The sequence below is a fragment of the Flavobacterium sp. UM26 genome, assembly GCF_057922445.1.
On record NZ_JBVHCY010000005.1, the window covers coordinates 13,613 to 40,253 of the forward strand.

Sequence of the window (26,641 nt, forward strand, 5' to 3'; positions counted from 1 at the left end):
CAAAAAATATGAAAAAACAAAAGCATAATTATTGAACTTACATTTTTTTCTTACATTTGAAAAACTAAAAAACATCTTACACTTATGAAAAAAATACTAGTATTGTTGGTATTAGGTTTCTCAATGTCAGGAATTGCTCAAGAAACGGAACCCGTTTCATTTAAGAAAAATGAATTAAAAATAAACGCTGCTTACCTAATAGCAGATGCTTTAGAAGTAAGTTATGAAAGAGTTCTTAATGAGGAATCTGCCTTTGGTGCTTCTTTGTTTTTACCATTAGCTAACTACATTGACATAAAACTCATGTTTACCCCATACTATCGTTACTATTTTGGTAAAAAGCCAGCAGCAGGTTTTTTCGCAGAGGGCTTTGGCATGCTGAATAACTACGAAAGAGACAGCCCCATAGAAAATTCAAATGGTATTGATTTCGCATTAGGATTTGGTTTAGGAGGAAAATGGATTACCAAAAATGGATTTATCTTTGAAATCAATGGCGGAATTGGCCGCAATCTTTTTAATGGTTCAGATATTAATTATAAAATAGTTGGTCGAGGTGGCATTACTTTTGGTTACAGATTTAATTAAATACAAAAAAGGCTTCCCATTTCGAGAAGCCTTTCTTTTTATCAAATAGTTAATGGATTACATCTTCATCAACCAATTTTTCATCGATACTTCATTTTCGATGATGTCTTTTAAATCGGCAATAGCTACACGGTCTTGTTTCATCGTGTCTCTATGACGAATCGTTACCGTTTGGTCTTCTGCGGTTTGATGGTCTACTGTGATACAGAAAGGCGTTCCTAAGGCATCTTGTCTTCTATAACGTCTTCCTACTGCATCTTTCTCATCGTAAGACACATTGAAATCCCAACGTAAATCTTCAATGATTTGTTTGGCAATTTCTGGTAAACCATCTTTTTTCACTAAAGGTAAAATAGCCGCTTTAGTTGGTGCCAAAACTGCTGGTAATTTTAATACTGTTCTAGTTGAACCATCTTCTAAAGTTTCTTCTTTTAGAGAAGTTGCAAAAACGGCCAAGAACATTCTGTCCAAACCAACCGAAGTTTCTACTACATAAGGCACATAATTTTGATTCAATTCGGCATCAAAATATTGTAATTTTCTACCTGAATATTCTTCGTGCGCTTTTAAATCGAAATCGGTTCTTGAGTGAATTCCTTCTAATTCTTTGAAACCAAATGGGAATTCAAATTCGATATCGGCAGCAGCATTGGCATAATGCGCTAATTTTTCGTGATCGTGAAAACGGTATCTTTCGGCACCTAAACCAAGCGATAAATGCCATTTTAAACGGGTTTCTTTCCAATGTTCGTACCATTGCATTTCTTCGCCTGGACGCACAAAAAATTGCATTTCCATTTGTTCAAATTCACGCATACGGAAGATGAATTGTCTGGCTACAATTTCGTTTCTGAACGCTTTTCCTGTTTGAGCAATTCCAAAAGGAACCTTCATTCTACCTGATTTTTGCACATTCAAGAAATTCACAAAAATTCCTTGAGCCGTTTCTGGACGCAAATATAAATCCATTGCCGTATCAGCAGAAGCACCTAATTTAGTACCAAACATCAAGTTGAATTGACGCACTTCGGTCCAATTACGAGAACCTGATTCTGGACAAGCAATTTCTAATTCTTCGATTAAGGCTTTTACATCTTCTAAATCGCCATTACCCAAAGAACGCCCCATTCTTTCAAGAATTTCTCTTTCTTTGGCTAAATATTCCACCACTCTTGGATTGGTCGTAATAAATTCTTGCTCATTGAAAGCATCTCCAAAACGAACTTTTGCTTTTTCGATTTCTTTTTTAGCCTTAATGTTTAGTTTTTCGGCATAATCTTCAATCAAAACATCCGCACGATATCTCCTTTTAGAGTCTTTGTTGTCAATCAATGGGTCATTAAAAGCATCTACGTGGCCTGAAGCCTTCCATGTGGTTGGATGCATCAAAATGGCAGCGTCGAGACCTACAATGTTCTCGTTCATTTGTACCATCGATTTCCACCAATATTCGCGTATGTTCTTTTTTAATTCTACACCGTTTTGTGCATAATCATAAACTGCACTCAAACCATCGTATATTTCGCTTGACGGAAAAATAAATCCGTACTCTTTTGCGTGCGAAACTACATTCTTAAATATATCTTCTTGTTTTGCCATAGTGATGCAAAAATATAAAAAGTGCCTTTAAAAAAAACAAAAAAGCAAAAGTTTGAAGCATTGATTTGCTTATTTTTATCAATAAATATTGGATTCGATGCTCAAAAACCTTGTGAATTTATTTTTCCCTCCTGTTTGTTCTGGATGTCACTCATTCTTAATGACAAATGAAACCGTACTTTGTACTAAGTGCAGGCACGATTTGCCACAAACAAATCACCATATCCATACAGAAAATGAAGCTTTCAAGAAATTTTATGGCAGGATTCCTGTAATTCATGCTTCTGCTTTTTTGTATTTTCATAAAAGAGGGATGGTTCAAGAACTAATTCATAACTTAAAATACCGTGGTCATCAAGAAATTGGGACACAATTGGGATATTGGTATGCTGAGGATTTAAAAAATAATCTGGCTCTAAAAAATGTAGACGCAATCATACCGGTTCCAATTCATAAAAAAAGATGGAAAAAAAGAGGATACAATCAAGTTGACACTTTTGCAGAAGCATTATCGAATGAATTGAACATTCCTGTCCAAAAAGAGGTTTTAGTCCGAAAAATTGATTCGAAAACCCAATCCAAAAAAAATCTATTGGGAAGAACCGAAGGAATACATCGGGTTTTTGATGTTCATTTTTCAGAAGAAGAACACAACAAACATTTTTTATTATTAGATGATGTTTTAACTACTGGTGCCACGCTAGAGGCTTGTTCTAGAGCCCTTTTAGAAATACCTGGAGCCAAAATTAGCATTGTTTGTATGGCTATGGCGCATTCCTAAAATTATATTTTTACTGAAATTAAAATCTAAAAATGAGCATATTACATTTAAACCAGTAAAAATTAAGGATTCCAAAAACAAAATGGGAATTATAACAAAAATGTTTTTTAAAGTATAAAGTTAATTGTATAAATTTGGATAAATTTTTATCAATCTATAAATTACGATATCATGGCATTTGAATTACCACAATTACCTTATGCATACGATGCATTAGAACCACATATTGATGCTAGAACAATGGAAATTCACCATTCTAAACATCATAATGCCTATACTACTAACCTGAATGCAGCTATTGCAGGAACGGATATGGAGGGCAAAACAATCGAAAATATTTTAATTAATTTAGATAAAACTAATGCTGCTGTACGTAACAACGGAGGTGGATATTACAATCACAATTTGTTTTGGACTGTAATGTCTCCTAATGGTGGAGGACAACCAACAGGTGAATTATTAGATGCTATCGAAGCTTCTTTCGGTACATTTGAAGAATTCAAAGCTAAGTTTGCTAAAGCTGGAGCAACACAATTTGGTTCTGGATGGGCTTGGTTGTGTGTTCAAAAAGGCGGTAAATTAGAAGTTTGTGGTACACCAAACCAAGATAATCCTTTAATGCCTGGTGTAGGTTGTGGAGGAACTCCAATCTTAGGAATGGACGTTTGGGAACATGCCTACTACTTGCACTACCAAAACAGAAGACCAGATTATATTGAAGCTTTTTTCAATGTAATCAATTGGACTGAAGTAACTAGACGTTTTGTTTTAGATAAATAAAACTCTTATATAGTTACACAGAATCGTTTTAGAAAGTTGGATGAATCTATTTCATCCAACTTTTTTATTTTACAAAACATATTATGATTCGTTTTTTTTAAATTAATGAGTAGTAAAAAAGTTGTTAGATTTATTCCACTTTATTTCAATTGATTTTATTTAACCTTTTCTGTTAAAATACTCAACTTAATATTTTTTGTTTTTTTTGATTCTTATCCAGAGAGATAAAGCCCAATATATTTAGACAATATTTATTTATCTAAAACACTAAAAAAGAAACACATGGGCTTTTAAAAATAATACAAGTATTGTTATTTTTATGTTAAAAAAATCAATTTAAAAAGCAATTTAACATAACTTTACTTAAATATAAACTAAAAACTTAAAGTGATTATGAAAAAAATCACAATATTTCTATTTTATTCTGTCCTTTTCTGTTCAGTTTCGTTATTAAATAGTTGCACAGAATTAACTAACGATAGCGTACCGGAACAACAATCAATTAAAAATTTAACTCAGATAAAAAAAGAAGCAATTTCTACACTTCTAACAATGAGTAGTGATTTAAAATTCAAATCATTTGTTTTAGAGGAATGCTTAAAACAAAGCCATGGGGATTATAACGTATATTTTTCAACAATTATTGAAAAATATAAATCAAAAAATAATGAATTTGCTAACTCACTGGCAACATTAAGATCAAATATAATGGCAGCTAATGGAGGGGTAGAACCAATACTTTTTTATCCAAAAGCAGAAACAATTGAGCAATCTAGCTTCAAAAAAACATCTAATTATAGCAGTGGACAATCAGTTGTTATCGGTATCTATGAAGATGAATTGAGTCCATCCTATACTGCTCCAGGATACATTATACAAGATGATGGATCATTACAATACCATAGTGAAATAACCGAAGACTTCGCTTGGGAAAATGATGTTTGGGTAATTGGACAAGAAGAAGACACTAACTTTGATTTACAATCTTACACAGATTTACCTTCATTTATTCCAGTATCAAGCAACACATCTTTCTCAAGGTTAGAAGGTCAGTCAGAATATGCAGGAATCATTAAGTTACAAACCTAAATGAAATAGAACCTTGGTTAGCTGGTAAACTTGAATTCACTATAATAGTAACAAACTCTAATGGCGTAGTTATTGGGCAAAAAAAGTTTGATAAAAGGAAAAGATCAAATTTTAGAGATCGAAAGTGGTATGATTATAATTATTTCTTAGGGAACTGGAACACAAGTACATTTGGAAACTATATGTATGAAAAATGGATAGAAAGAGATGGAGGTAAATCTACTCAAATGACTGTTACAATTCCTCCTCCTCCTGGTAATTATGGCCCAACTACGACAATAACTATACCATCAGAGGAAAGAGATGATGATTTGGGTCTTGCTACAATTCAATTTACTGATAATAATGATCAAGTATACAATATTAGTTATGCGAATATTAAAAGAAGGAAATAAATCAACACTATAAATGTAAAACATGAATAATTTACTTCTTTTTTTTATCCTTATACCGACAATACTTACTGCTCAAAATACAACAACACCATTAGACAAATCTATACAAATAGACTTTGGAATTGGTATGCATGGCAGCGGAGATATTGGTGGTTTCACATTCAATACAAGTTACACTAATTACTTTAGAAAAAAAATATCCTATACTCTAGAGGTAGGAACGAGTATACATTATGGAAAAGATTACCTTTTATTTGGAAATGGGCCTGGAAAAACTTTTGAGGAATCATATAGATATACAACAGCCGGAATTCAATTAGTTGGTAAAATTGGATTGAGTATTTTTAGAAATAAAAAAAATGATTTTGGTTTACGCCTCGGACCCTTGGTAAGATTTCAATCCTCATCTATACCTGACAGTATAACTACCCTATTTCCTGCCGCAGGTACAGGATTTGATATGCCTGTTAGTATTTTTGAATTTGAAAACCCTCAGAATACTCTAGCAATAGGAGGTGTCTTTCAACTATTCTATAATTATTGTTTTTCTAACAAGATTTATATCGGACCAAGTGCTGGTTTTCAAAGTGATTCAAATGGAGATACAATAACAAATATATCTTTAGCTTGTGGTATGAAATTTTAGCTATAATTTAGCATCTTTAACTGGACGGAAGTAACTAGACGTTACGTTTTAGATAAATAATATAAGTTACTGTACTAAAAAGGCTGTCTAGAATTAGACAGCCTTTTTTATTTTGAAACGGTTTTTTAAAACCATCCCTTTTTGCCCACTTGGTACGTTTGATAAAATTCTTCATCCGATTTGGTCAAGTAGATAATTCCTTCGATAAAACCGATTATGCCTCCAATGCCACAAGTAACTACTCCAATTACTAATTGAACAATTCCTTCTTGCGTGTATCCTAAAACAAATTTGTGAATCCCAAGAGAGCCAAAAAGTATTGCCAAAACTCCAGCAATAATTTTTTTATTTTCGGGTTGTGCTTTAGGATAAGGGGTATTCCATGCTTCGTGTTTCGTTTCTTCCATGATGGTAAAATTTGGTTATTGATTTAGTTAGTTGTAAATCTATAAAAAAAGTTACATATTTTTCATAACCAATAGGTTATCATTTGCCATAAAGTAGCTTTATTTTGTCAACAATTACTTGTGCCAATCGTTCATGACTCTCGAAAGTCCAGCCAGCAATGTGTGGCGAAAGCAAAACTTTTGAACTTTTTAGTAAATAATCAAAAGCCTCTGGAGTGTTTTTGTCTTGGAATAAAGTCTCAAAAGATAATTTCTCATATTCCAAAACATCCAAACCCGCACCTAAAATCTTTCCAGATTCTAAAGCTTGAACCAAGTCAGCAGTAACTACATTTTTTCCTCTAGAAGTGTTAATCAACCAAAATGGGTTGGAAAACAATGCTATAAAATCAGCGTTTACCATTTTATCCGTTTCAGGCGTCCAAGGAATATGTAGGCTTAGTACATCGGCTTTTTGTTGTAATTCTACAAGCGTAACTTGTTTGGCATTGGCATCGCCTACGTTTGGTAAAATATCATGACAAATTACTTCAACATCAAAGCCTCGCAATTTTTTAGCAAAAGCCTTTCCCATATTTCCGTAACCAATAATGCCAACGGTCTTTCCGTCTAGTTCATGACCACGATTACTTTCTCTATTCCATTGCCCTTTTCTAATTTCAGCATCGGCTTGGTTGAGTTTATTAAAAAGCGACAAAATCATTCCTAAAGCATGTTCTGCCACCGCATTTCTATTGCCTTCGGGAGCGGCTATGAGTGCAATGTTTCTGGCTATAGCGTAATCACAATCAATGCTTTCGAGACCAGCACCCACACGGGCTATAAACTGTAAATTGGTAGCTTTGTCGAGGAACGTTTTATCAATCTTAAATCGGCTACGAATTACGATGCCATGATAGTCTTTGATTTTATCTTCAATGGCTTCTTTAGAAGAAATAAAGTCGGCTTCGTTGAGAAAACCCGCTTCTTGTAATTGTTCCCACAACAAAGGATTGTTGCTGTCTATATGAAGGATTTTGATGTCCATAACTACTATTTTTTATCCTTCAAATTAACGAAAAAAATACGGTTTTTACTTTCTGGAAAGTAGTTCCTTTAAAAATGCTTAAATTAGCGATTAGTAAAAAGACACATTACAATCTATGAAATTGACGAAAACATTTAAAGCCTTCTTTGAAAGTGAAAAAGCTGGAGGTTTATTACTTCTATTTGTAACAATTCTTTCGCTATCTCTAGCCAACTCGAGTATACAAACTGACTATATTGCCTTTTGGAAAACTCCTTTGGGACATCACACCATTACGGATTGGATTAACGACGGCTTGATGGCCATCTTTTTCTTGATGATTGGTTTGGAGTTAGAACGAGAAATATATGATGGTGAGTTGGCCAACATCAAAAATGCTGCACTGCCTATTTTTGGGGCATTGGGTGGAATGGTTGTTCCTGCTGGGATTTTTTTAGCGCTAAATTTTGGAACGATTACCCAAAACGGAGCGGGTATTCCTATGGCTACTGATATTGCTTTTGCGATTGGAATTTTGTCTTTGTTAGGCAATCGGGTTCCTGCTTCTTTAAAAATATTTTTGACTGCTTTGGCCGTAATTGACGATTTGGGAGCCATTATCGTCATTGCTGTTTTTTATACCGATTCTATTGCCTTTCTAAATTTATTTTATGCTTTAGCGATTTGGGGTTTCCTATTTATTTTGAATAGACGAAAAGTACATAGCTTGATTCCGTACTTGTTAGGCGGAATAGGAATGTGGTATTTTATGTTGAATTCAGGGATTCATGCAACGATTACAGGCGTTATTTTGGCATTTGTTATTCCGTTTGGGGACGGTGGACCACAAACTTCTTCCTACCGTTTGCAACATTTTTTACATAAACCTGTAGCCTTTTTTATATTGCCATTATTCGCTATTGCTAATACCGGAATTGCTATCGACAGTAATTGGCACGAAGGATTATTACATGAAAATTCTATCGGGATTATTGCTGGATTGGTCGTTGGGAAGCCTTTGGGTATATGGTTGTTTTCGTTTTTGGCCGTGACTTTTGGCGTTTGTGCTTTGCCGAAAGAACTGCGTTGGAAAGATATTGTTGGTGCAGGAATGTTGGGTGGAATTGGATTTACCATGTCGATTTTTATCACCTTATTGGCTTTTAAAAATGACGGAGAAGAAATTATCAATTATTCTAAAATTGCGATTCTGATTGCTTCGTTTTTGGCTGGAACCCTTGGTTTTATTTGGCTAAAAATCAATTTGAAAGCAAAGAAAACTAAAAAGAAAAAAGAGGTTTAGGTATCTCAAAATAATTTATTTTTCCATTTCAATCTTAAATAAATCAATGATAATGACTAATAGAATATTCCTTTTAATTGTTGCTCTTCTGTTTTTAAGTTGTAAAAAATCTGAAGAATTTTCAGAAGATTTTAAAATACAAGCAGTCAAACTTCCAGCAAAAGTTGACCAAGTAAAATTTGTAAAACCAGAAGTAGCCAGTGCTGAAGAAACAAGTTATGAAGTAAATGAGTCGGATAAAAAGATTCCAGTAGAGCAAAAAATCATTAAAACAGGCTCTGTTCGTTTTGAAACCAATGACTTAGAAAAAACATACCAACAAATTTTTCTTGCAGCAAAAAAATACAAAAGCAACATACAAAATGATAGCGAAGGAAAAGAATATGGTTCGATTTATAAACGAATGACTGTTCGTGTTCCTAGCCAAAATTTTGATTTATTTTTAAATGAAATTTCTCAAGGAGTTACTTTTTTTGATACTAAAGAAGTTTCTGCAGAGGATGTGACAGAACAGTACATTGATATTGAAGCTCGACTCATTGCCAAAAAAAGACTTGAAAATCGTTATCTTGAGTTATTAAAGAAGGCTACTAAAGTTATCGAAATCCTAGAAATAGAAAAGCAACTTTCTGCTATTCGTGAAGAAATAGAATCGAAACAAGGACAATTGCTTTATTTGCAAAACCAGATTTCGATGAGTACAATTACCATTGAATTTTATAAAACTGTTGCTGAAAATGAAGGAGCTACCATTTCTTATGGTTCAAAAATTTGGAATGGAATTGTATCTGGTTTCAATTCCTTTTCTGATTTTTTGATTAATTTAATTAGCGTATGGCCTTTCCTTTTAGCAGTAGTAGTGGCTATATTTTGGATTAAAAAATGGTTAAAAAGAAGGGCGCAAAACAAAAAGAATTTGTAGTATTCATTTAATTTTACGCGTGAGGGATAGGAGCTAGCTACCGAAGTAGCGCGGATAGCCCGACAGCCTAAAGGAAAGGGGCCGACTCACGACTAGCATGAGTTGGCCCCTTTGCTTTAGGGTGGCACGCCCAAATAATTTATCCTTTGATTTGTTTTAAGGACGTTTTGATGCCTCGAATGAGTGAGGAACTGAAACCGTGCATTTCCATTTCATTGAGTCCTGCGATGGTACAGCCTTGTGGTGTAGTTACGCGGTCGATTAATTGTTCTGGATGGCCTTTTTCTTCAAGGAGCATTTCAGCGGCACCTTTTACGGTTTGTGCTGAAATGGCCAAAGCTGTTTGCCAATCGAATCCAATTTCGATACCCGCTTGCATAGACGCACGGATGTAACGCAAGGCAAAAGCCGTTCCGCTGGCGGCCAAAACGGTGGCTGCATCCATCAATTTTTCGTCGATAATTGGGGCTGTTCCTAAGTCTTGAAACAATTGTACTACGGGTTGAGCAGCTTCTTTGTTTTTTTCGTTGAATGCTATACAAGTCGCTGACGCTCCAAATTGGGCCGCGATATTGGGCATAATTCGGATGGCGCTGTGAGAAGGGCCTATTTTGTTTTGTAAATTTTCGATCGATAAACCACTAACGGCTGAGGCAATGGTTTTGTTCGTAATTACTGGAAGGATTTCGGTCAATACTGTATCTACTTGATAAGGTTTTATGGTCAAGATAATTAAATCGGCTTCCTGAATAGCTAAGGTATTGTCTGTAGTTACTGTTATTCCGAGTTCTTGCAAATATAAAATGCTAGCCGTGTTGCGTCGTGTGATGGTGATTTGATGTCCTTGAGAAAACTTGGCTAAACCTAAGGCAATAGAAACGCCAAGGTTTCCTCCTCCGATGATGTGTACTTTCATGGTTTGGTTTTTTGGTTGGTTAATTGGGTTCTTGCTGTTGAATTAGAATCCTAGCACTAATTTGGCAATAGAAAAATAAATCAAAATTCCGCAAATGTCGTTGCTAGTGGTAATAAATGGCCCTGTTGCTAATGCCGGGTCAATACCAAATTTGTCTAATAACAACGGGATAAAAGTACCAATTAATGAGGCAATAATTATCACGGAAACCAAAGCAATTGTTACAATTACGCCAATAATTACTTCTACATTCAGTAGAAAATGGCTTCCCAAAAACAAGATACTGGCTAAGATTAATCCGTTCAAGAGACTTAAAGAAACTTCTTTAACTAAACGACTAAGAAGGGAACCACTAAGCGTATTATTTGCCAAACCTTGAACGATAATAGCTGAGGATTGTACCCCAACATTTCCCGCCATCGCAGCAATTAGGGGAGTGAAAAAGAATAATTTTCCGTGTTCGAGCATAGCGCCTTCAAACAAACCAAGCACGCGAACGGTAATAAATCCGCCCAATAGTGCTAAAACCAACCAAGGCAAACGCGCTTTGGTCAATTCCATAATGCTATCATCGGCCTCTACGTCTTGAGAGATACCCGCTGCTAACTGGTAATCTTTATCGGCTTCGTCTTTGATTACGTCTACGATATCATCGATGGTGATTCTGCCCACTAAACGGCCTAATTCGTCGACTACAGGAATGGCTTCTAAGTCATATTTTTGCATGATACGTGCTACCTCAACATCTTCTGTATCTACGTTGACAAAATTCAATTTTCTTATGTACACATCACTGATTGCGGTTCGTGTAGAAGTGGTTAATAAGTCTTTGAGCGATAAACGTCCTTTTAGTCTTCCGTCGTCATCAACAACATAAATGGAGTGTACGCGTGATATATTTTCGGCTTGAATTCGCATTTCTTTGACACAAGTGAGCACGTTCCAATTTTCGTTGACTTTCACTAACTCTTTGTGCATGATTCCCCCAGCTGTATCTTCGTCATAGCGCAACAATTCGACAATGTCTTTGGCGTGCTCAACGTCTTGTAATTCTGAGATTACTTCGGCTTTGATGTCTTGAGATAATTCGGCAATAATGTCGGCCGCATCATTGGTTTCTAATTCATCAAGCTCTTCAGCGATTTCTTTTGGGGAAAGACGGCTCAAGATATTTTCTCTCAAATCGTCTTCTAGTTCTAGAAGGATTTCGGCTGTTTTTTCGCTATCTAAAACTTTAAAAATATAGGTAGCTTCATCAAATTCTAGTTCGTCTAGAATTTCGGCAATATCAGCATGGTGCATGTCATTCAATAACAATTCCAATTTAACATCGTTCTTGCTTTGAATGAGTTGCTCTAACTCTTGAATGAGTTCTTTGCTGATTTTAAACTCCATCGGCTTCTATTTTTTGGGTCAAGGCAATAAATTCTTCAACACTTAATTGCTCTGGACGAATATCAAATACTGGGTCTTCTCTTAGTTTATCGGACAAATTTAAGGTTTTTAAACTGTTGCGCAAGGTTTTTCTACGTTGTTGAAAGGCAGTTTTTACCACGGTAAACAAGAGTTTTTCGCTACAAGGCAAGGTGTAATTTTCTTTACGACGCATGCGCATCACACCCGATTTTACTTTTGGTGGCGGATTGAATACATGTTCGTCAACCGTAAACAAATATTCGGTATCGTAGAATGCTTGTGCCAAAACCGAAAGTATACCGTAGGTTTTGCTTCCTTTTTTCTCGCAAATGCGTTCGGCAACTTCTTTTTGAAACATACCCGAAAACTCCGGAATTTGGTCTCTAAACTCCAAGGTTCTGAATACAATTTGCGTTGAAATATTATAGGGAAAATTACCAATGATAGCAAATTGTTTACCTTCGAAAACACTATTGATGTTGTATTTAAGAAAATCTTCGGATAGGATTTTATCCTTTAATTTTGGATAATTGGCATCCAAATAAGTCACCGATTCCGTATCGATTTCTATAACATAGGTGTCGATAGGTTTTTCTAATAAATACTTGGTCAATACACCCATTCCTGGTCCAATTTCTAAGACATCGTTGTAACCTTCTAAACTCAAGGTGTCGGCAATGGCTTTGGCAATGCTTTCATCTTTTAGAAAGTGTTGTCCGAGATGTTTTTTGGCTTTTACTTTTTCCATAATCATTTTTTTAACCGCAAAGGCAGGAAGGCGTTAGGGTATTTATGCGTTTTAAAATTCTTTTTTACAACATTGTTAGCGGATTAGAGTCCGTTGTTACAATATTATTAGCATCAATGGAGCTATCGTTTTTAATGTTCCGAAATCACTTCTAATTCGGTTCTGAATGCTAGCATTTTATCACCAAATAATTTGAGTCCTTCTTCACGCAAAGCGGGTGCATCTTCTTGATAGTATTTTTGCAATGTTTCTCTGCTATCTGTGGTGTATTGCACTGAATAAGTAAGTCCTCCCATTTCCTCTTCGACCAAAACGCGAACCATTCTTGCATTTGTAAATTTGCCTGTTGCTAATATTTCTGGAATGTGCTTGTGCTGCATCCAAATCATCCATTTGTCGTGTACACTTTCGTGAATATTGATGGTAACATTGTATATAATCATCTTTTGTTGTTTAATCGGTTAATTGTTTAATCGTTGATTTGTTTAATCGGTTAACCGAATCAACGATTAAACTCTTTTACAAATTCTTATCGCCTCTTAACTGTCTGAATTTTTTCCTTGCCTCAACAAAGTAAATGCTGTCTTGATGGTTAAAAATCATTTTTTCATAAAGTGGCTTTGCTTTTTCGGGGTCGTTTAGGTATTTCACGTAGAGTTCTGCTGCAAAAAATAAGGCCTCATCTACATAAATACCATCACTATGTTGGGCAATTATCGCCTGATATTGCTGTAAGGCCTGAGTATAATTACCAGTCGTCTCATATAATTTACCTAATCGTAAAAGAGTCACTGCTTCTATTTCTTGCCCTTTAAATTGCTGTAATATCTTTTGGAAATGAGCAATTGCCTCATCGTTGCGTTTTTGATACATCAAGTAGTCGCCTTTGGCAAATTGCTTTAAAGCCGTTTGAGTAGAATCGGCAACGGTATTGTCATTAATCAATAAAAAATATTCCAAAGCATCATTGGCAATCAATTGCGTATTGGCAGATTTTAATTCTTTAAATTGCTTCAACGCCCATTCAAAATCGGTTTTAAAATAACTTGTTTTTGCTGCTTTTAAACTGGCTTCATGTGCCATGACATCGTTCTTCAAATCCAATTCAATTTGGGAATAATACAGCAAAGCTTGGTTGTATTTTTCTTCAAATAAAAAAATATCGGCCAACTCCATTTTCGCATCAGCAATTTGATAATCATTCAAAGGAAGTGTCAGTGCTTTAGTAATAATTGCTTTTGCTTCTTCTGGTTTTTTTAAACTAAAAGCCGTAAAATGTGCTTGAATTAATTGCAATTTCAGTGTAAACGGATTGATTTCAAATTGCTGTAATAGCGTTTTAAGTTGTGTGTCAATGGCCATAAAATCAGCAGGTTTTGCTTTGGCCAATTTCATTTCGATCAAATAGGTGTTGGCTTGTATCAACGTTTCCAAATCCTTGGTGTTTTCTAAAACAAAGCCCAAGATTTCGGTTGCCGCTTCGGTTTGGTCTTCCTCAATGGCCATTTGTCCCAAGCTTACAATTTCGGCCAAGGATTCTGGATTACGTTTGTAAATGGCTTTTTCTTGAATAAAGGCTTTACCAAACTCTTTTTGTTGTACGTAAAACCAACTCAAATACTGATTCCAGAAAATGTCTTGGTCTTTTTGAGTACGCAAAATCAATGCTTTTTTTAGGGCATCTGCAAAAGAAACATCAGCTTCATCCGACATGTAACGAGACAATTGATGCTGAATCAAGTTCGAATTTTGTGGATTAATAAATGCCTCGTCTAAAAACATGGTAATCATCAAATCAGTTTTACCCAATTGACCATAAAGTAACGCCATTTGATAATTGAAGTTAAAGGTCGTGTCTAATTCAGCCGCGGTTTGATAGGCTTTTACGGCGTATTCTAAGATTACTTTTTTTTCAAAAGCATTGGCTACACCATACACTTCATTAGGATTTTTGCGAATGCTTTCTAACGCTTGTTCATAATAACTTTTAGCGTAGGCATCATTTTTTTGCAATTGCCAATTGTAGCCCATTTCAACTAATAAAAAGGCTTGCTTGTATTTAGAATAACGCGTTTGAATCGTTTTCTCTGCCAGCTCAAACTGTCGCAATTGCTGGTAGCAATCTACCGTTCTGAGAAAGTATTGGGAGTTTTGCGGGATACTTTTGAGCAGTTCTTCGTAGGCTAATTTAGCTTTTTCAAAATCTCCTTTTTCATAAAAATATTGAGCTAACTGTTCGTTTTGCGAAAAACAAATCCATGAAAAAAACAGTGCGATATGTAGAAAGAAGTTTTTCATGGGTTACAAAATTATTTAACCATATAAGGTATTTAAGGGCATATAAGAATTACATTGCTACTCAAATTTTAAGCTTTTGCCTTAAATAGTTGAACCATTAAATTCTTTAATGTTTGAAAAAATATTTTAATCATTAAAACTTAAATGACCTTAAATGCCTTATATGGTAATTTATTTTAGTCAATGATATCAAAACCACAATACGGACGTAATACTTCTGGGATTACAATTCCTTCTGGAGTTTGGTAGTTTTCTAAAATTCCAGCCAAAACTCTAGGCAAAGCCAAAGAACTTCCGTTCAAGGTATGCGCCAATTGATTTTTGCCGTCTTTGTCTTTGAAACGTAATTTCAAACGGTTGGCTTGAAAGGTTTCAAAGTTAGACACCGATGAAATTTCTAACCAACGGCCTTGTGCAGTTGAAAACACTTCAAAATCATAGGTCAATGCCGAAGTGAATCCCATATCTCCTCCGCACAAACGCAAAATTCGGTACGGTAACTTTAGTTCCTGCAAAATATCTTTTACATGTTCTACCATACCATCCAAAGCTTCGTATGATTTTTCGGGATGTTCGATACGAACAATTTCAACTTTATCAAATTGGTGCAAACGATTTAATCCACGTACATGTGCTCCATAAGAACCCGCTTCACGACGGAAACAAGGGGTGTAAGCAGTACATAAAATTGGCAATTCGTTTTCACTTACAATAACATCTCTAAACAAATTAGTTACAGGAACTTCAGCCGTTGGAATCAAATACAAATCATCAACAGTAGCGTGGTACATTTGCCCTTCTTTGTCTGGCAACTGCCCTGTTCCGTAGCCTGAAGCTTCGTTCACTAAATGCGGCACTTGCATTTCTTTGTAGCCAGCAGCTGTGTTTTTATCCAAAAAATAATTGATTAACGCGCGTTGTAAGCGAGCTCCTTTTCCTTTATAAACAGGGAATCCCGCACCGGTGATTTTTACCCCCAATTCAAAATCGATAATGTCGTATTTTTTTACCAATTCCCAATGAGGCAAAGCCCCTTCGTGCAACGTAGGAATGTCACCTTCCTGAAAAACGTTTAGGTTATCGTCTGCCGATTTCCCATTCGGTACAATATCCGCAGGAAGGTTAGGTAAAGTATATAATTTTTGAGTTAATTCTTCGGCCAAAGCGTCTGCTTTTTCTGCCAACTCTTTACTTTTTTCTTTTAAAGAAACTGTTTTTTCTTTAAGAATAGCGGCTTTTGCTTTCTCACCACTTTTCATCAAATCACCAATATCTTTGGACAATTTATTAGATTCAGATAAAGTGTTGTCTAAAGCCACTTGAGTAGCGCGACGTTGCTCGTCTAATTGTACCACTTCGTTTACAATACTGTTAGCATCAATGTTTCTTTTGGCTAAAGCATTGATTACTTTTTCTTGATTCTCTCTAATAAATGCGATTTGTAACATAGTTTTGTTTTTAACTCTTGTATTTATGGCTATTTGCGCCCACAAATTTAACGAAATGTTTGATAAGTACTAGACAAAGTTTTAGGAAATGGTTTTTCGATTTGATTTCACAAAAAAGCCTTCTTTGATTTATGTTCAATGAAGGCTTTCCTTATTTATGAATTGAAAGGGATTTAATTTTTAATCTTCTGTTCTAAAATGACTTCTTTTTGGGGTGGAATTCGTTTTTTCAGGAACAAGATTTGACCTAAGTGACTCGATTGGTGCTCCATTACATGAAACCAGCAGAAATGATTGGTTACTTCCTCTTTCATTACTTGTTGGTTAAACCAAGCATCATCTCTTTTCTTTAGTTCTTCAATGGTTTTGTTCCGTACCTCATTATAGATGTTTAAATAGTATTGAATCTCATGTCCTTTCCATTCATCTCGTCCCCCTTTGTCGAGTTCTAAAGCAGTGCCCCATTTTGCTTGCTCTTCGGGAGTAAAGTCTCTATTCTCGAATGTTAGTACTTGATAATACTTTTCGGCAGCAGCCAAATGCATAACTAGCGAACCGATTCTATTAGCTTTTTCGTCATGCAAATAGTCAATTTCGTATAGACTCATGTTTTTCACTGTACGCTCTACCCTATCCTTCAAATCCTCGAGCATCGAAATCATCGCCCCTATTTGAGGTGAAGCTCCTTCAACATTTCCTATTTTACCAGTTTCTTTAACGACAATTCCTGTACCTTCAAGAAGTAAACTAGTATTTCCAGCAACAGCACTTTTATCTAGTTTTGTACTATATTCTTTGACTTTTGTAATCTTGCCTTTTCGAGTGCCAAATTCCCATTTTTGAATTTCTCCATTTTTAAGAGGCATTTCAAAACTAGCATTCATAATACTATAGGGTTCTAATACACCTTTGGCATTTTCTATGAAAAGTTCGAATTTATCAAAATAGAACTTACCGTTGTAGGAACACAAGCCTCCAAAATTCAACGCTTTTGAATTCTCGTCAATGGTTCCTTCTATCGTGCAAGATTGCCAAATATTAGATTTGATAGGTCTGTCTCCCATATTATCAAAGAAACCCATTTCATCATTTTTGTTATCAACTCTTGACCAAATTCCAGCCCAAGCTTTCGGTTCGCTACTTTCGACTTTTACAGATGCGACTACTTTGAATTTCTTTTTTACTTTGGTTTGAATATCAATGGTTTGACGGAATGCCACCCAATCATTAGAGATAACTCCTTGTGCTTGTGTAAAAACGACTATAAAACAAAAGAGTATAGTTATAAATTTTTTCATTTTTTAAAATTAAGTATTAAACAATTGATAATTAAAACATTACAACTATGTTTTAAAAAATAAATATAATATTATTTTCGAAAACTCTTGTTTTGTGTTTGTAAACATGCTAAAATTTTGGTTGAAAATACGCTATACAGTTCAACTTTGCAGTATATATACTACAATAATAATTAAACATTTTTTTAACAAATACAAACCACTCATAATAAATGTATTACAATTTTCAAAAAGTCAAAACATTAAAAAAGCTAAGAAAATAGCTTAACATAATCTATTTTTGCCGCGAACATTTAAACCATTACAATGAAAAAAATTCTTTTTTTAGCACTTATATGCTTTTCAGCAAGTAGTGTTTTTGCACAAGCTCCTTTAGAAAACGGAAGAGTACAACTGAATGCCGGAATCGGAACTTCTGGCTGGGGAACTCCTGTTTATGTAGGTCTTGACTATGGTGTTGGTAGTAATTTTACTTTGGGTGGAGAACTATCCTACCGCACACACAATGAGCGTTATGCAGGGACATATTACGACTATTCTGTAACAGGTATTGGTGCTAATCTTAACTATCACTTCAATAAAGTATTAAGTATTCCTAGCCAATGGGATTTTTATGGAGGATTGGGATTGAACTATTATATTTTCAACTACGATGATAGAAATTATAATGGTACCGAAGATTCAGATATTGGACTTGGCGTACAAATTGGAGGAAGGTATTTCTTCAATAAAAATTTCGGAATCAACATCGAAGGTGGTGGAGGTAACGCTACAAGTGGTGCCAAAATTGGAATCACTTATAAATTCTAATTGTTACTAAATTTTATAAAAAGCCATTCTCAATGAATGGCTTTTTTGGTATTAAGACCTTTTGATTTCGCGACCTACAAATTCTTCTAAAACAGTAAACATTTCGTCTATCGTAAGAACTTCAAAATCTGGATGTGCTTTCAAAAAATTAGCATTTAAGGTCACTAAATTCTCTTCTATCTCAAAAAAAGCATCGGTATTTAGTGCGTCTCGAACGGGATTTACACCTTCTAGTTTTCCATTTAAAAATTTATTGAGTTTAACGCTACTCATTAATTTTACTTTTTTTGATTGTTGTTGAAACAATTCCAAGTGTTTTTGGGCTCCAATCAAGGCCAAACCTTCTTCAATTAACGCATTCAAATCAGCATTCCAACCAGAATGATGCACAAATTGAGCAAAATTTCCCAACACATGTTGCGTATAATAATAGTCCAAATAATAACTAATTAATGCATCCTCATGTATAAATTCATCATCCACTCCTTCCTCGCGCATTAAATTAATTACAGAGATATTAGAATGAATGACATCCTGAAGATTTTCACTATTAAAAGCTGTTTCTGAAACGATAATCCTACCGAATTCCATAGTTTTTGTTTTTGAAAGTTTGATGCAAATTTCGGATAAATAATTGGGTTGGGTTTGATTTTAAGTATAAAATAAATACGACAAGTCCGATTCATTACGCAATGAAGAAGCTCGTACAACTTAATAACTTAAATAATCATACCTTTTATTGTTTCAAAAAAAAACATCCTCGAAAGGATGTTTTTAGAAGATTGCCGAAACAAATTTTAATTTTTTAAACATTATTACTCATTCCATCCACCACCCAATGCTTTGTATAATTGTACCATAGCAGATAATTGGCGTTGTGACAATTGGGACAAACTAATTTCAGCATCGAATAAAGAACGTTGCACGTCCAAAACTTCCAAATACGAAACATACCCATTGTAATATCTCGCATAAGAAAGTTCATAGTTTTTCTTAGCTGCAGCAACTTGTCGGCTTCTTGCTTCAAATTCTTCTTTGTACGTAGTAGCGTTTTGAATAGCATTTTCAACCTCAGCAATAGCTACTAAATAGGTTTTTTGATAGTTTAATTTAGATTGCTCAGCTAATTGACGGTTAATTTCAACACGTCTTCTATTTTTCCCAAATTGAAAAATAGGTCCAGTTATTCCAACAGAAGCATTATCTCTGTAGGAGCCATCATTAAATAAATCGCCGATTTTAGGAGTAGCAAATCCAGCAATCGCTGCGATGTTAAATGATGGGAAACGCATAGCTTGAGCTACTCCAATTCTTTCGTGAGCAGCAATGTATTGCAATTCGGCTCTTTTTACATCGGGTCTGTTTTGCAACAAAGAAGAGGGAATAGCTAATGGCAAATTAGTTACCATCAATTGCTCTTTATTGGTTTTTCCTCTTTCAATAACTCCAGGTGTTTGACCAATCAAAATGGAAATCGTGTTTTCTAAAGCGGTGATTTGTCGTTTGATATTTGGAATAGCAGCTTCGGCAATAGCCACTTGCTGTTCTATTTGTACTTTATCCAACTCTGAAGTATACCCACTTTTAAAACGATCGGTAATGATAGCATAGGAATCTTGACGCGTTTTGAGCGTTTGTTTCGTGATTTCCAATTGATTGTCTAAATCTCTCAACTGAAAATAAGCAGTAGCTATTTCAGAGACAATCCCTGCCAACACTGTTTTTCGGGCTTCCTCAGTAGCCAATAATTCATTTTGAACGGCTCTGTTTTCGTGTCTAAGTTTTCCCCAAAAATCAATCTCCCAAGACATATTTCCAATTAGTGATGAATTTTGAATGAAGTTTTCAGCCGTATTAGCGCCCGCGCTGTATTGAAAGGATGGCAATATATTGGCTTTGGTAAATCCTAAATTGGCTTTGGCTTGCTCTAGGCGAGAAATGGCTATTTTTAAATCAAAATTGTTCTCGATGCCTTTGTTTATTAAGCCTTTTAACACTTCATCATTAAAAATATCAAACCATTTTACATTCAAAATTGTTTTGGTGGTATCAGAATTGGGCGAAAATCGATACTTAACAGCCGAATTTTCCTTAAACTCTGGGTCTTTATATTTAGGTCCAACCAAACAACTCACTGGCAAAAAAGCAACTATTACCAGTAGCAACACTTTAATACATTTATTCCTCATGGCTAATAGATTTAGTAGATTCAACGCTGTTTTCTAAATGTTTCTTTTTACCAAATCTTTCTACAAACACGAACAAGACTGGTATAAAACATACACCCATTACCGTAGCCACTAACATTCCGCTAAACACGGTCATACCCATTACTTTTCGGGCTTGAGCTCCAGCTCCAGAGGCTGTCAATAAAGGCACAACACCTAAAATAAAAGCAAAAGCAGTCATCAATATTGGTCGCAAACGCAATTTAGCAGCGTTTAAAGAAGCTTCAACAAGAGGAACTCCTTTTTCGTATTCGGCTTTGGCAAACTCTACAATAAGGATGGCATTTTTGGCTGCCAAACCTATAAGCATTACTAAACCGATCTGAGCGAAGACATTGTTTACGTAATCGGGACTGAATAACTTACACAAATACAATCCTAAGAAGGCTCCAAAAACCGCAAAAGGTGTTCCCAACAATACACTGAATGGTAACTTCCAACTTTCGTATTGTGCCGCCAAAATGAGGAAAACAAATACAATCGCCATAATAAATACCATAGCTCCTTTACCTTCGGCTTGTTTCTCCTGATAACTCATGGCCGACCATTCGTAACCCATATCCGAAGGAAGTGTTTTGAGGGCAGTTTCTTCAAGCGCTTGTCGAGCTTCCGAAGACGTATAGCCTGGCGCAGGAGATCCACCAATTTCGGCTGCACGGTATAAGTTAAAACGAGTGGTAAACTCAGGACCCGTTTCTTTTTTAATTTTTGCTATACTTGAAATTGGAATCATAATATTGTCACGATTACGAACAAATATTTTATTGATGTCCTCGGGATTCAGCGTAAAACTAGGTGCCGCCTGAATCAATACAATATATTGTCTACCAAATCTGTTGAACTCATTAACGTATTGTCCTCCCAAACTGGCTCCGATGGCCATATTCACATCAGAAAGCGATAAATTCAATTCGGTAACTTTATCACGATCAATATCTAAACTAATTTGAGGCACATAGGGATTGAAAGTAGTTCTAACACTACCAATTTCAGGACGTTTTCTGGCTTCGGCCATGAAGCGTTGTGCATTATCAAATAAATACTGAGGGGATTTTCCAGCTCTATCTTGCAACATCAAAGAAAAACCTGCCGAATTACCAACACCACTAATAGGTGGAGGCCCGAAGGCAAAAGCAGTTGCTTCTGGAACCGCATACACCAACTTACCGTTAATTTCTTGAATAATTTGGAATACATTCTTATCACGCTCTTTCCATTCTTTTAAAGATATAAAGAAGAATCCATTGTTGGTCGCCATAGAGTTTTTTAACAAACTATATCCAGAAACCGTGGTATAGAACTCAACACCCTCTATGGATCCTAAAATACCTTCAATTTTTTTACAAACGGCATCGGTTCTGTGTAAAGAAGAAGCTCCTGGCAACTCCACATTCACAAACAAATACCCTTGATCTTCTTCTGGAACGAATCCTCCCGGGATTTTACTTCCTAATAAAATGATAGCTACTATGATGATACCTATGAAGATAAAACTACGAATCATTTTTTTAATCAAGAACGCAGTGAATCCAGTATATCGATTGGTGAAGGCATCAAATTTTTGATTGAATCCTTTGAAAAATCTTCCCAACCATCCTTTGGCTTCTTGGTTAGGTTTCAACATGATGGAACACAAAGCTGGACTTAAAGTCAGCGCACTAATTGCTGAGAAAATAACTGATATTGCAATAGTTATCGCAAATTGTTGATACAAACGACCTGTAATACCTGGCGTCATCGCTACAGGGATAAATACTGCCGTCAATACAATCGCAATAGCGATTACCGGACCAGAAACTTCTTTCATTGCCTTGTTTGTCGCTTCTCGTGGTGATAATCCGTGCTCAATATGATGCATTACGGCCTCGACCACTACAATCGCATCATCCACCACTATACCAATCGCCAATACCAATCCCAAAAGTGAAAGCACGTTCACAGAGAATCCTAACAAAGGAAACAACATGAAAACAGCAACCAACGAAACGGGTACCGTAATTAATGGGATGATGGTAGCTCTCCAATTCTGCAAGAACAAAAACACCACTACAATTACCAAGATGATGGCTTCAAAAAGTGTATGCATGATTTCATTAATCCCCTCGGTAATAGCTAAAGTAGTATCTAATGAAACATCATATTTTAAATCTTGAGGAAACTTTTTACTCAAATCGGCCATTACTTTTTTACAAGCATCAGCAACTTCCAAAGCATTGGATCCTGGCATCTGTTTGATACCAATAGTACCTGCAGGTTTGCCGTTTAATGCCCCTTTCGAAGCATAACTTTCGGTTCCTAGAGCAACAGTTGCCACGTCTTTTAAACGTACTTGTTGGTTGCCAATGTTGGATTTCAAAATAATGTTTTCAAAATCTTTTATATCTACCAAACGATCTTTAAGGGTGACGTTATAGGTAAATTCATTCCCATCCTCTGCTGGCGGAGCGCCAAATTTTCCACCTGGCGCAATAGAGTTTTGATCTTTGATCGCACTCATTACATCTGGGATGGTCAATTTGTATTTTGCCAAGATATCGGGTTTTACCCAAATACGCATCGCGTAGTTACTTCCACCAAAAATTACAACTTCTCCAACTCCTTTTATCCTTGACAAAGCATCTACTATGTTGATGTTGGCGTAATTGGTTAAAAAGTCAGAGCTATACGTGTTATTTGGAGAAGAAAGCGAAAACAATAGCAACGGCATTGAAAGCGATTTCTTAGTCGTTACACCTGTATTCTTTACATCGACAGGTAAAGTTGATGTTGCTGAAGCCACACGGTTTTGCGTTAACATGGTAGCATTATCCAAATCGGTTCCCATATCAAAGGTTACAGACAAAGACATACTGCCATCGCCTGTATTGGTAGATTGCATATACAGCATGTTTTCTACCCCATTTACTTTTTGCTCGATTGGAGTAGCTACCGCTTGCTCTACGTTTAATGCATTGGCTCCACGATAACTGGTTGAAACTTGAACAACTGGAGGTGCAATTTCAGGATATTGAGAAATTGGAGTTTCTAAAACAGATAACCCTCCAATAATCACCATAAAAATGGACAAAACTATGGCAACGATGGGTCTTCTTACAAAAAAATTATCCATAATTATTTCGTTTTATTTTTTTCAGAAGTATACGGAACAGGTTGTACAACTGAGCCTGGCTGAATGAACATGCTACCAGTGATTGCCACTCTATCTCCAACACTTAAGCCTTTTTTGATTACCCAATCTTCACCTACTTTGTCTCCGACATCAACAATTTTTACTTGAATTTTATTGTCTTTATCAATAACCAATACTTGGTAAATACCCTGCATTTCAGTTACTGCTTTTTGAGGTATTGCAATAGCCTGAATTAGATTTTCTGTCAAAGCTCTCACTTTAGAAAACTGTCCTGAACGTAAGTTGTTTTCTGGATTAGGGAAGGATGTTTCGATAGTCATAGTACCTGTAGTAGGATCAATCTTGGCATCAGAGAAATTCAATTTCCCTTTATAAGGATGTACACTACCATCTGAAAGTAACAACTCAATATCATTACTGCTTTTTGTGTTTAAAGCATTTTTTCGGCGATATTCTAAGAATTCGGCTTCGCTGATAGTAAATCGTACTCTAACTTTATCTAATCGAGAGACGGTATTTAATTTAGAAGAACTTCCCATTCTTGAAATATAATCACCTACCCTAGCATTACTAATACCAATGATGCCATCAATAGGAGAAACTATATTACAATAGCTTCTCTCTAACTGTTGGTTTTTAAGTGCTGCTCTAGTGCTTTCATAATTGGAACGAGCCGCTTTAGCTTTTGCGACAGCAGCGTCTAGTTCTCGTTTACTAACTGCGTTCATATCGGCTAATGGACGAATTCTTTTCAATTCTTCCTCAGCATTTGCCAGATTACTTTGCGAAGTGGCTACTTGTCCTTTGACTTGTTCAACTTTCGTATCATACTCTAACGGGTCTATGGTATAGAGCAATTGTCCTTTTCTTACTTTTTGTCCTTCAATAAAATGAATTCCTGTAAGTATTCCATCTACTCTTGCCGTTAAAACGATGTCCAAATCACCAAAGGTTTGAGCTGCAAATTCTTTATACAGCGGGACATCTTTTGCAACAACGGTTATAAATGGTGCTGGAATTGGAGGCGGTACTTGATTCTCTTTTTTGTTACAAGAACTAAACAGACTCAGAAAAACAATAAGCCTCCAGAAAAAATTAGGTTTAGATGCAGTATCCATAATTTTTATGTTAAATGATTTCTAGTAAATTTAACATTTTTTCTAAAACCTTTTTATTTTTCTGATGAAAAAAATCAAAAATAACACTGTCTATCAAGTGTATACAATTTAGTCGAAAAAATATCCATAAAAAAGCGTTACATTTGCACCCGAATTCTTCCAATTAGAGTTCCTAATTTATTTCTCACTTAACGTTTATAGCATGCAACTGTATAACACCTTAAGCGCAGAAGAAAGAGCCGAGCTTATTGACCAAGCCGGAAAACAACGCCTCACATTGTCTTTCTATGCGTATGCCAAAATTGAAGATCCCAAAAAATTTCGCGACGATTTATTTATCGAATGGAATAAATTAGATGCACTAGGCAGAACCTATGTTGCCAAAGAAGGCATCAACGCCCAAATGTCTGTCCCTGCCGAAAATTTAGAAGCCTTTCGCGAAACGCTAGAAGCTTATGAATTTATGCGCAACATTCGTTTGAATGTAGCTGTAGAACACGATGATCATTCGTTTTTGAAACTCACGGTAAAAGTGCGTGACAAAATTGTGGCCGACGGGTTAAACGACGACACCTTTGATGTTACCAATATTGGAGTACACCTCAAAGCCAAAGAATTCAACGAAATATTAGAAGATCCAAACACGATTGTAGTCGATTTTAGAAACCATTACGAAAGTGAAATTGGTCATTTTAAAGGCGCTATTACTCCTGACGTGGAAACCTTCCGTGAATCCTTGCCTATCATCAACGAACAATTACAAGAATTTAAAGAAGATAAAAATCTGGTGATGTATTGCACTGGAGGAATTCGCTGCGAAAAAGCTTCGGCTTACTTCAAACACCAAGGTTTTAAAAATGTTTTCCAATTAGAAGGAGGCATCATCAACTACGCCAAACAAATCAAAGAAGAAAATCTAGAAAGTAAATTTATCGGAAAGAATTTCGTTTTTGACCATCGTTTGGGTGAGCGTATTACTGACGATATTATCGCGCAATGCCATCAATGTGGAAAACCTTGCGACAATCATACCAATTGCGAAAATGTTGGCTGTCATTTGTTGTTCATTCAATGTGATGAATGCAAAGAAGCGATGCAAAATTGCTGTTCTACCGAATGTTTAGACATCATCAACTTGCCACTAGTGGAGCAAGTAAAATTGAGAAAAGGTAAACAAGTAGGCAACAAAGTCTTCCGAAAAGGAAAATCAGACAAATTACCCTACAAACATTCTGGCGACCTTCCCGACGCGCCTTTAGCTGTGGCTACTACTCCAACTAAAATTCGTCAAAGAATCAAAATTAAAAAAACACTTCTTGGAAACGCTCAACACTATTTTGTAAAAGCGCAAGTAGCCCTTTTTGTCATTGAGAATAACGAACTACAAGTAGGAGACACCATTCTTATTTCGGGCCCTACTACAGGAAACGAACAACTTGTACTCGAAAAAATGTTAGTTAACGGCAGCGAAAACACGGTCGCACAAGCAGGCGACAAAGTAACTTTTGAAGTGCCTTTCAGAGTGCGTTTGTCTGATAAATTGTTTAAAATCAATACTGCTTCTAGAAATTAAAATCAGATATTTATCCTACGGTTGAAACCGTAGGCAATAGAATAAAGCAATATAACTAACGATTTCAACTGTTAGAAACTCGAAAAGGAAAAAATATTGCCAACGGTTTCAACCGAATTAGATACAATTTAAGGTGAAAATA

24 protein-coding genes are annotated in these 26,641 nt (G+C 35.6%); 10 read left to right on the top strand and 14 right to left on the bottom strand.

The features are described 5' to 3' along the window. Positions 1 to 84 precede the first annotated feature (84 nt). The gene (locus tag ACZ1AQ_RS07405; protein ID WP_489632295.1) at positions 85 to 588 is read left to right on the top strand and encodes a DUF3575 domain-containing protein; all 504 of its coding nucleotides are present in this window, start codon (positions 85 to 87) and stop codon (positions 586 to 588) included. Positions 589 to 645: 57 nt separating this feature from the next. On the opposite strand, the gene ACZ1AQ_RS07410 is transcribed toward ACZ1AQ_RS07405, so the two are convergent. Beyond that, positions 646 to 2,187, bottom strand: coding sequence for a glycine--tRNA ligase (locus ACZ1AQ_RS07410; protein ID WP_489632296.1), 1,542 nt, complete (start codon positions 2,185 to 2,187; stop codon positions 646 to 648). A gap of 97 nt (positions 2,188 to 2,284) precedes the next feature. Here ACZ1AQ_RS07410 and ACZ1AQ_RS07415 point away from each other — a divergent pair, with 97 nt between their 5' ends. The 5 genes from ACZ1AQ_RS07415 to ACZ1AQ_RS07435 all read left to right on the top strand — a co-directional run bounded on the left by ACZ1AQ_RS07415 (position 2,285) and on the right by ACZ1AQ_RS07435 (position 5,878). Next, complete coding sequence (locus ACZ1AQ_RS07415; RefSeq protein WP_489632297.1) at positions 2,285 to 2,968, top strand: ComF family protein; 684 nt, start codon at positions 2,285 to 2,287, stop codon at positions 2,966 to 2,968. A 171-nt stretch (positions 2,969 to 3,139) separates the two neighbouring features. Continuing rightward, complete coding sequence (locus tag ACZ1AQ_RS07420) at positions 3,140 to 3,748, top strand: superoxide dismutase (protein WP_489632298.1); 609 nt, start codon at positions 3,140 to 3,142, stop codon at positions 3,746 to 3,748. Between the two features lie 393 nt (positions 3,749 to 4,141). Beyond that, entirely contained in the window at positions 4,142 to 4,837 is a 696-nt protein-coding gene (locus tag ACZ1AQ_RS07425) for a hypothetical protein (RefSeq protein ID WP_489632299.1), read from the top strand. 182 nt (positions 4,838 to 5,019) lie between these two features. Beyond that, complete coding sequence (locus ACZ1AQ_RS07430) at positions 5,020 to 5,232, top strand: hypothetical protein (protein ID WP_489632300.1); 213 nt, start codon at positions 5,020 to 5,022, stop codon at positions 5,230 to 5,232. A gap of 22 nt (positions 5,233 to 5,254) precedes the next feature. Beyond that, entirely contained in the window at positions 5,255 to 5,878 is a 624-nt protein-coding gene (locus ACZ1AQ_RS07435; protein WP_489632301.1) for a hypothetical protein, read from the top strand. Positions 5,879 to 6,003: 125 nt separating this feature from the next. Here the strand turns inward: ACZ1AQ_RS07435 and ACZ1AQ_RS07440 are convergent, their stop codons facing one another. After that, on the bottom strand, positions 6,004 to 6,285 hold the full coding sequence (locus ACZ1AQ_RS07440; RefSeq protein ID WP_489632302.1) for a TM2 domain-containing protein: 282 nt from the start codon (positions 6,283 to 6,285) through the stop codon (positions 6,004 to 6,006). A gap of 79 nt (positions 6,286 to 6,364) precedes the next feature. Further along, positions 6,365 to 7,312 carry a 2-hydroxyacid dehydrogenase gene (locus ACZ1AQ_RS07445; protein ID WP_489632303.1) on the bottom strand — a complete coding sequence of 316 codons (948 nt, stop codon included), beginning with the start codon at positions 7,310 to 7,312 and terminating at the stop codon, positions 6,365 to 6,367. Positions 7,313 to 7,427: 115 nt separating this feature from the next. Here ACZ1AQ_RS07445 and nhaA point away from each other — a divergent pair, with 115 nt between their 5' ends. Both nhaA and ACZ1AQ_RS07455 read left to right on the top strand, forming a co-directional pair. Further along, a complete protein-coding gene (nhaA, locus tag ACZ1AQ_RS07450; RefSeq protein ID WP_489632304.1) occupies positions 7,428 to 8,594 on the top strand; it encodes a Na+/H+ antiporter NhaA in 1,167 nt (388 codons plus the stop codon). A gap of 52 nt (positions 8,595 to 8,646) precedes the next feature. Then, complete coding sequence (locus ACZ1AQ_RS07455; protein ID WP_489632305.1) at positions 8,647 to 9,516, top strand: DUF4349 domain-containing protein; 870 nt, start codon at positions 8,647 to 8,649, stop codon at positions 9,514 to 9,516. 139 nt (positions 9,517 to 9,655) lie between these two features. On the opposite strand, the gene proC is transcribed toward ACZ1AQ_RS07455, so the two are convergent. The 7 genes from proC to ACZ1AQ_RS07490 all read right to left on the bottom strand — a co-directional run bounded on the left by proC (position 9,656) and on the right by ACZ1AQ_RS07490 (position 17,640). Next, on the bottom strand, positions 9,656 to 10,432 hold the full coding sequence (gene proC, locus ACZ1AQ_RS07460; RefSeq protein WP_438061311.1) for a pyrroline-5-carboxylate reductase: 777 nt from the start codon (positions 10,430 to 10,432) through the stop codon (positions 9,656 to 9,658). 42 nt (positions 10,433 to 10,474) lie between these two features. After that, positions 10,475 to 11,827: a magnesium transporter gene (mgtE, locus tag ACZ1AQ_RS07465; protein ID WP_489632306.1), complete on the bottom strand. Its 1,353-nt coding sequence runs from the start codon at positions 11,825 to 11,827 to the stop codon at positions 10,475 to 10,477. After that, complete coding sequence (rsmA, locus tag ACZ1AQ_RS07470) at positions 11,817 to 12,596, bottom strand: 16S rRNA (adenine(1518)-N(6)/adenine(1519)-N(6))-dimethyltransferase RsmA (RefSeq protein ID WP_489632307.1); 780 nt, start codon at positions 12,594 to 12,596, stop codon at positions 11,817 to 11,819. The genes mgtE and rsmA overlap by 11 nt, the downstream gene beginning before the upstream one ends. Positions 12,597 to 12,727: 131 nt before the next feature. Next, positions 12,728 to 13,039 carry a DUF4286 family protein gene (locus tag ACZ1AQ_RS07475; protein ID WP_159689293.1) on the bottom strand — a complete coding sequence of 104 codons (312 nt, stop codon included), beginning with the start codon at positions 13,037 to 13,039 and terminating at the stop codon, positions 12,728 to 12,730. Between the two features lie 76 nt (positions 13,040 to 13,115). Continuing rightward, positions 13,116 to 14,894 (bottom strand): tetratricopeptide repeat protein, encoded by a 1,779-nt coding sequence (locus ACZ1AQ_RS07480; RefSeq protein WP_489632308.1) that lies wholly within the window; start codon positions 14,892 to 14,894, stop codon positions 13,116 to 13,118. A gap of 176 nt (positions 14,895 to 15,070) precedes the next feature. Further along, positions 15,071 to 16,342: a serine--tRNA ligase gene (gene serS, locus ACZ1AQ_RS07485; RefSeq protein ID WP_489632309.1), complete on the bottom strand. Its 1,272-nt coding sequence runs from the start codon at positions 16,340 to 16,342 to the stop codon at positions 15,071 to 15,073. Between the two features lie 173 nt (positions 16,343 to 16,515). Further along, on the bottom strand, positions 16,516 to 17,640 hold the full coding sequence (locus tag ACZ1AQ_RS07490; RefSeq protein ID WP_489632310.1) for a DinB family protein: 1,125 nt from the start codon (positions 17,638 to 17,640) through the stop codon (positions 16,516 to 16,518). A 306-nt stretch (positions 17,641 to 17,946) separates the two neighbouring features. Between ACZ1AQ_RS07490 and ACZ1AQ_RS07495 the strand changes: the two genes are divergently transcribed. Then, positions 17,947 to 18,450: an outer membrane beta-barrel protein gene (locus ACZ1AQ_RS07495; protein WP_489632311.1), complete on the top strand. Its 504-nt coding sequence runs from the start codon at positions 17,947 to 17,949 to the stop codon at positions 18,448 to 18,450. A gap of 51 nt (positions 18,451 to 18,501) precedes the next feature. On the opposite strand, the gene ACZ1AQ_RS07500 is transcribed toward ACZ1AQ_RS07495, so the two are convergent. From ACZ1AQ_RS07500 to ACZ1AQ_RS07515, 4 genes are all read right to left on the bottom strand, one after another. Next, a complete protein-coding gene (locus ACZ1AQ_RS07500; RefSeq protein WP_489632312.1) occupies positions 18,502 to 19,041 on the bottom strand; it encodes a DMP19 family protein in 540 nt (179 codons plus the stop codon). 224 nt (positions 19,042 to 19,265) lie between these two features. Continuing rightward, positions 19,266 to 20,639, bottom strand: a complete 1,374-nt coding sequence (locus tag ACZ1AQ_RS07505) for a TolC family protein (RefSeq protein WP_489632313.1) — start codon at positions 20,637 to 20,639, stop codon at positions 19,266 to 19,268. Next, positions 20,629 to 23,787: an efflux RND transporter permease subunit gene (locus ACZ1AQ_RS07510; protein ID WP_489632314.1), complete on the bottom strand. Its 3,159-nt coding sequence runs from the start codon at positions 23,785 to 23,787 to the stop codon at positions 20,629 to 20,631. The genes ACZ1AQ_RS07505 and ACZ1AQ_RS07510 overlap by 11 nt, the downstream gene beginning before the upstream one ends. A gap of 2 nt (positions 23,788 to 23,789) precedes the next feature. Then, positions 23,790 to 24,926 (bottom strand): efflux RND transporter periplasmic adaptor subunit, encoded by a 1,137-nt coding sequence (locus ACZ1AQ_RS07515; protein ID WP_489632315.1) that lies wholly within the window; start codon positions 24,924 to 24,926, stop codon positions 23,790 to 23,792. A gap of 202 nt (positions 24,927 to 25,128) precedes the next feature. Between ACZ1AQ_RS07515 and trhO the strand changes: the two genes are divergently transcribed. Next, entirely contained in the window at positions 25,129 to 26,499 is a 1,371-nt protein-coding gene (gene trhO, locus ACZ1AQ_RS07520) for an oxygen-dependent tRNA uridine(34) hydroxylase TrhO (RefSeq protein WP_489632316.1), read from the top strand. Positions 26,500 to 26,641: the final 142 nt, after the last annotated feature.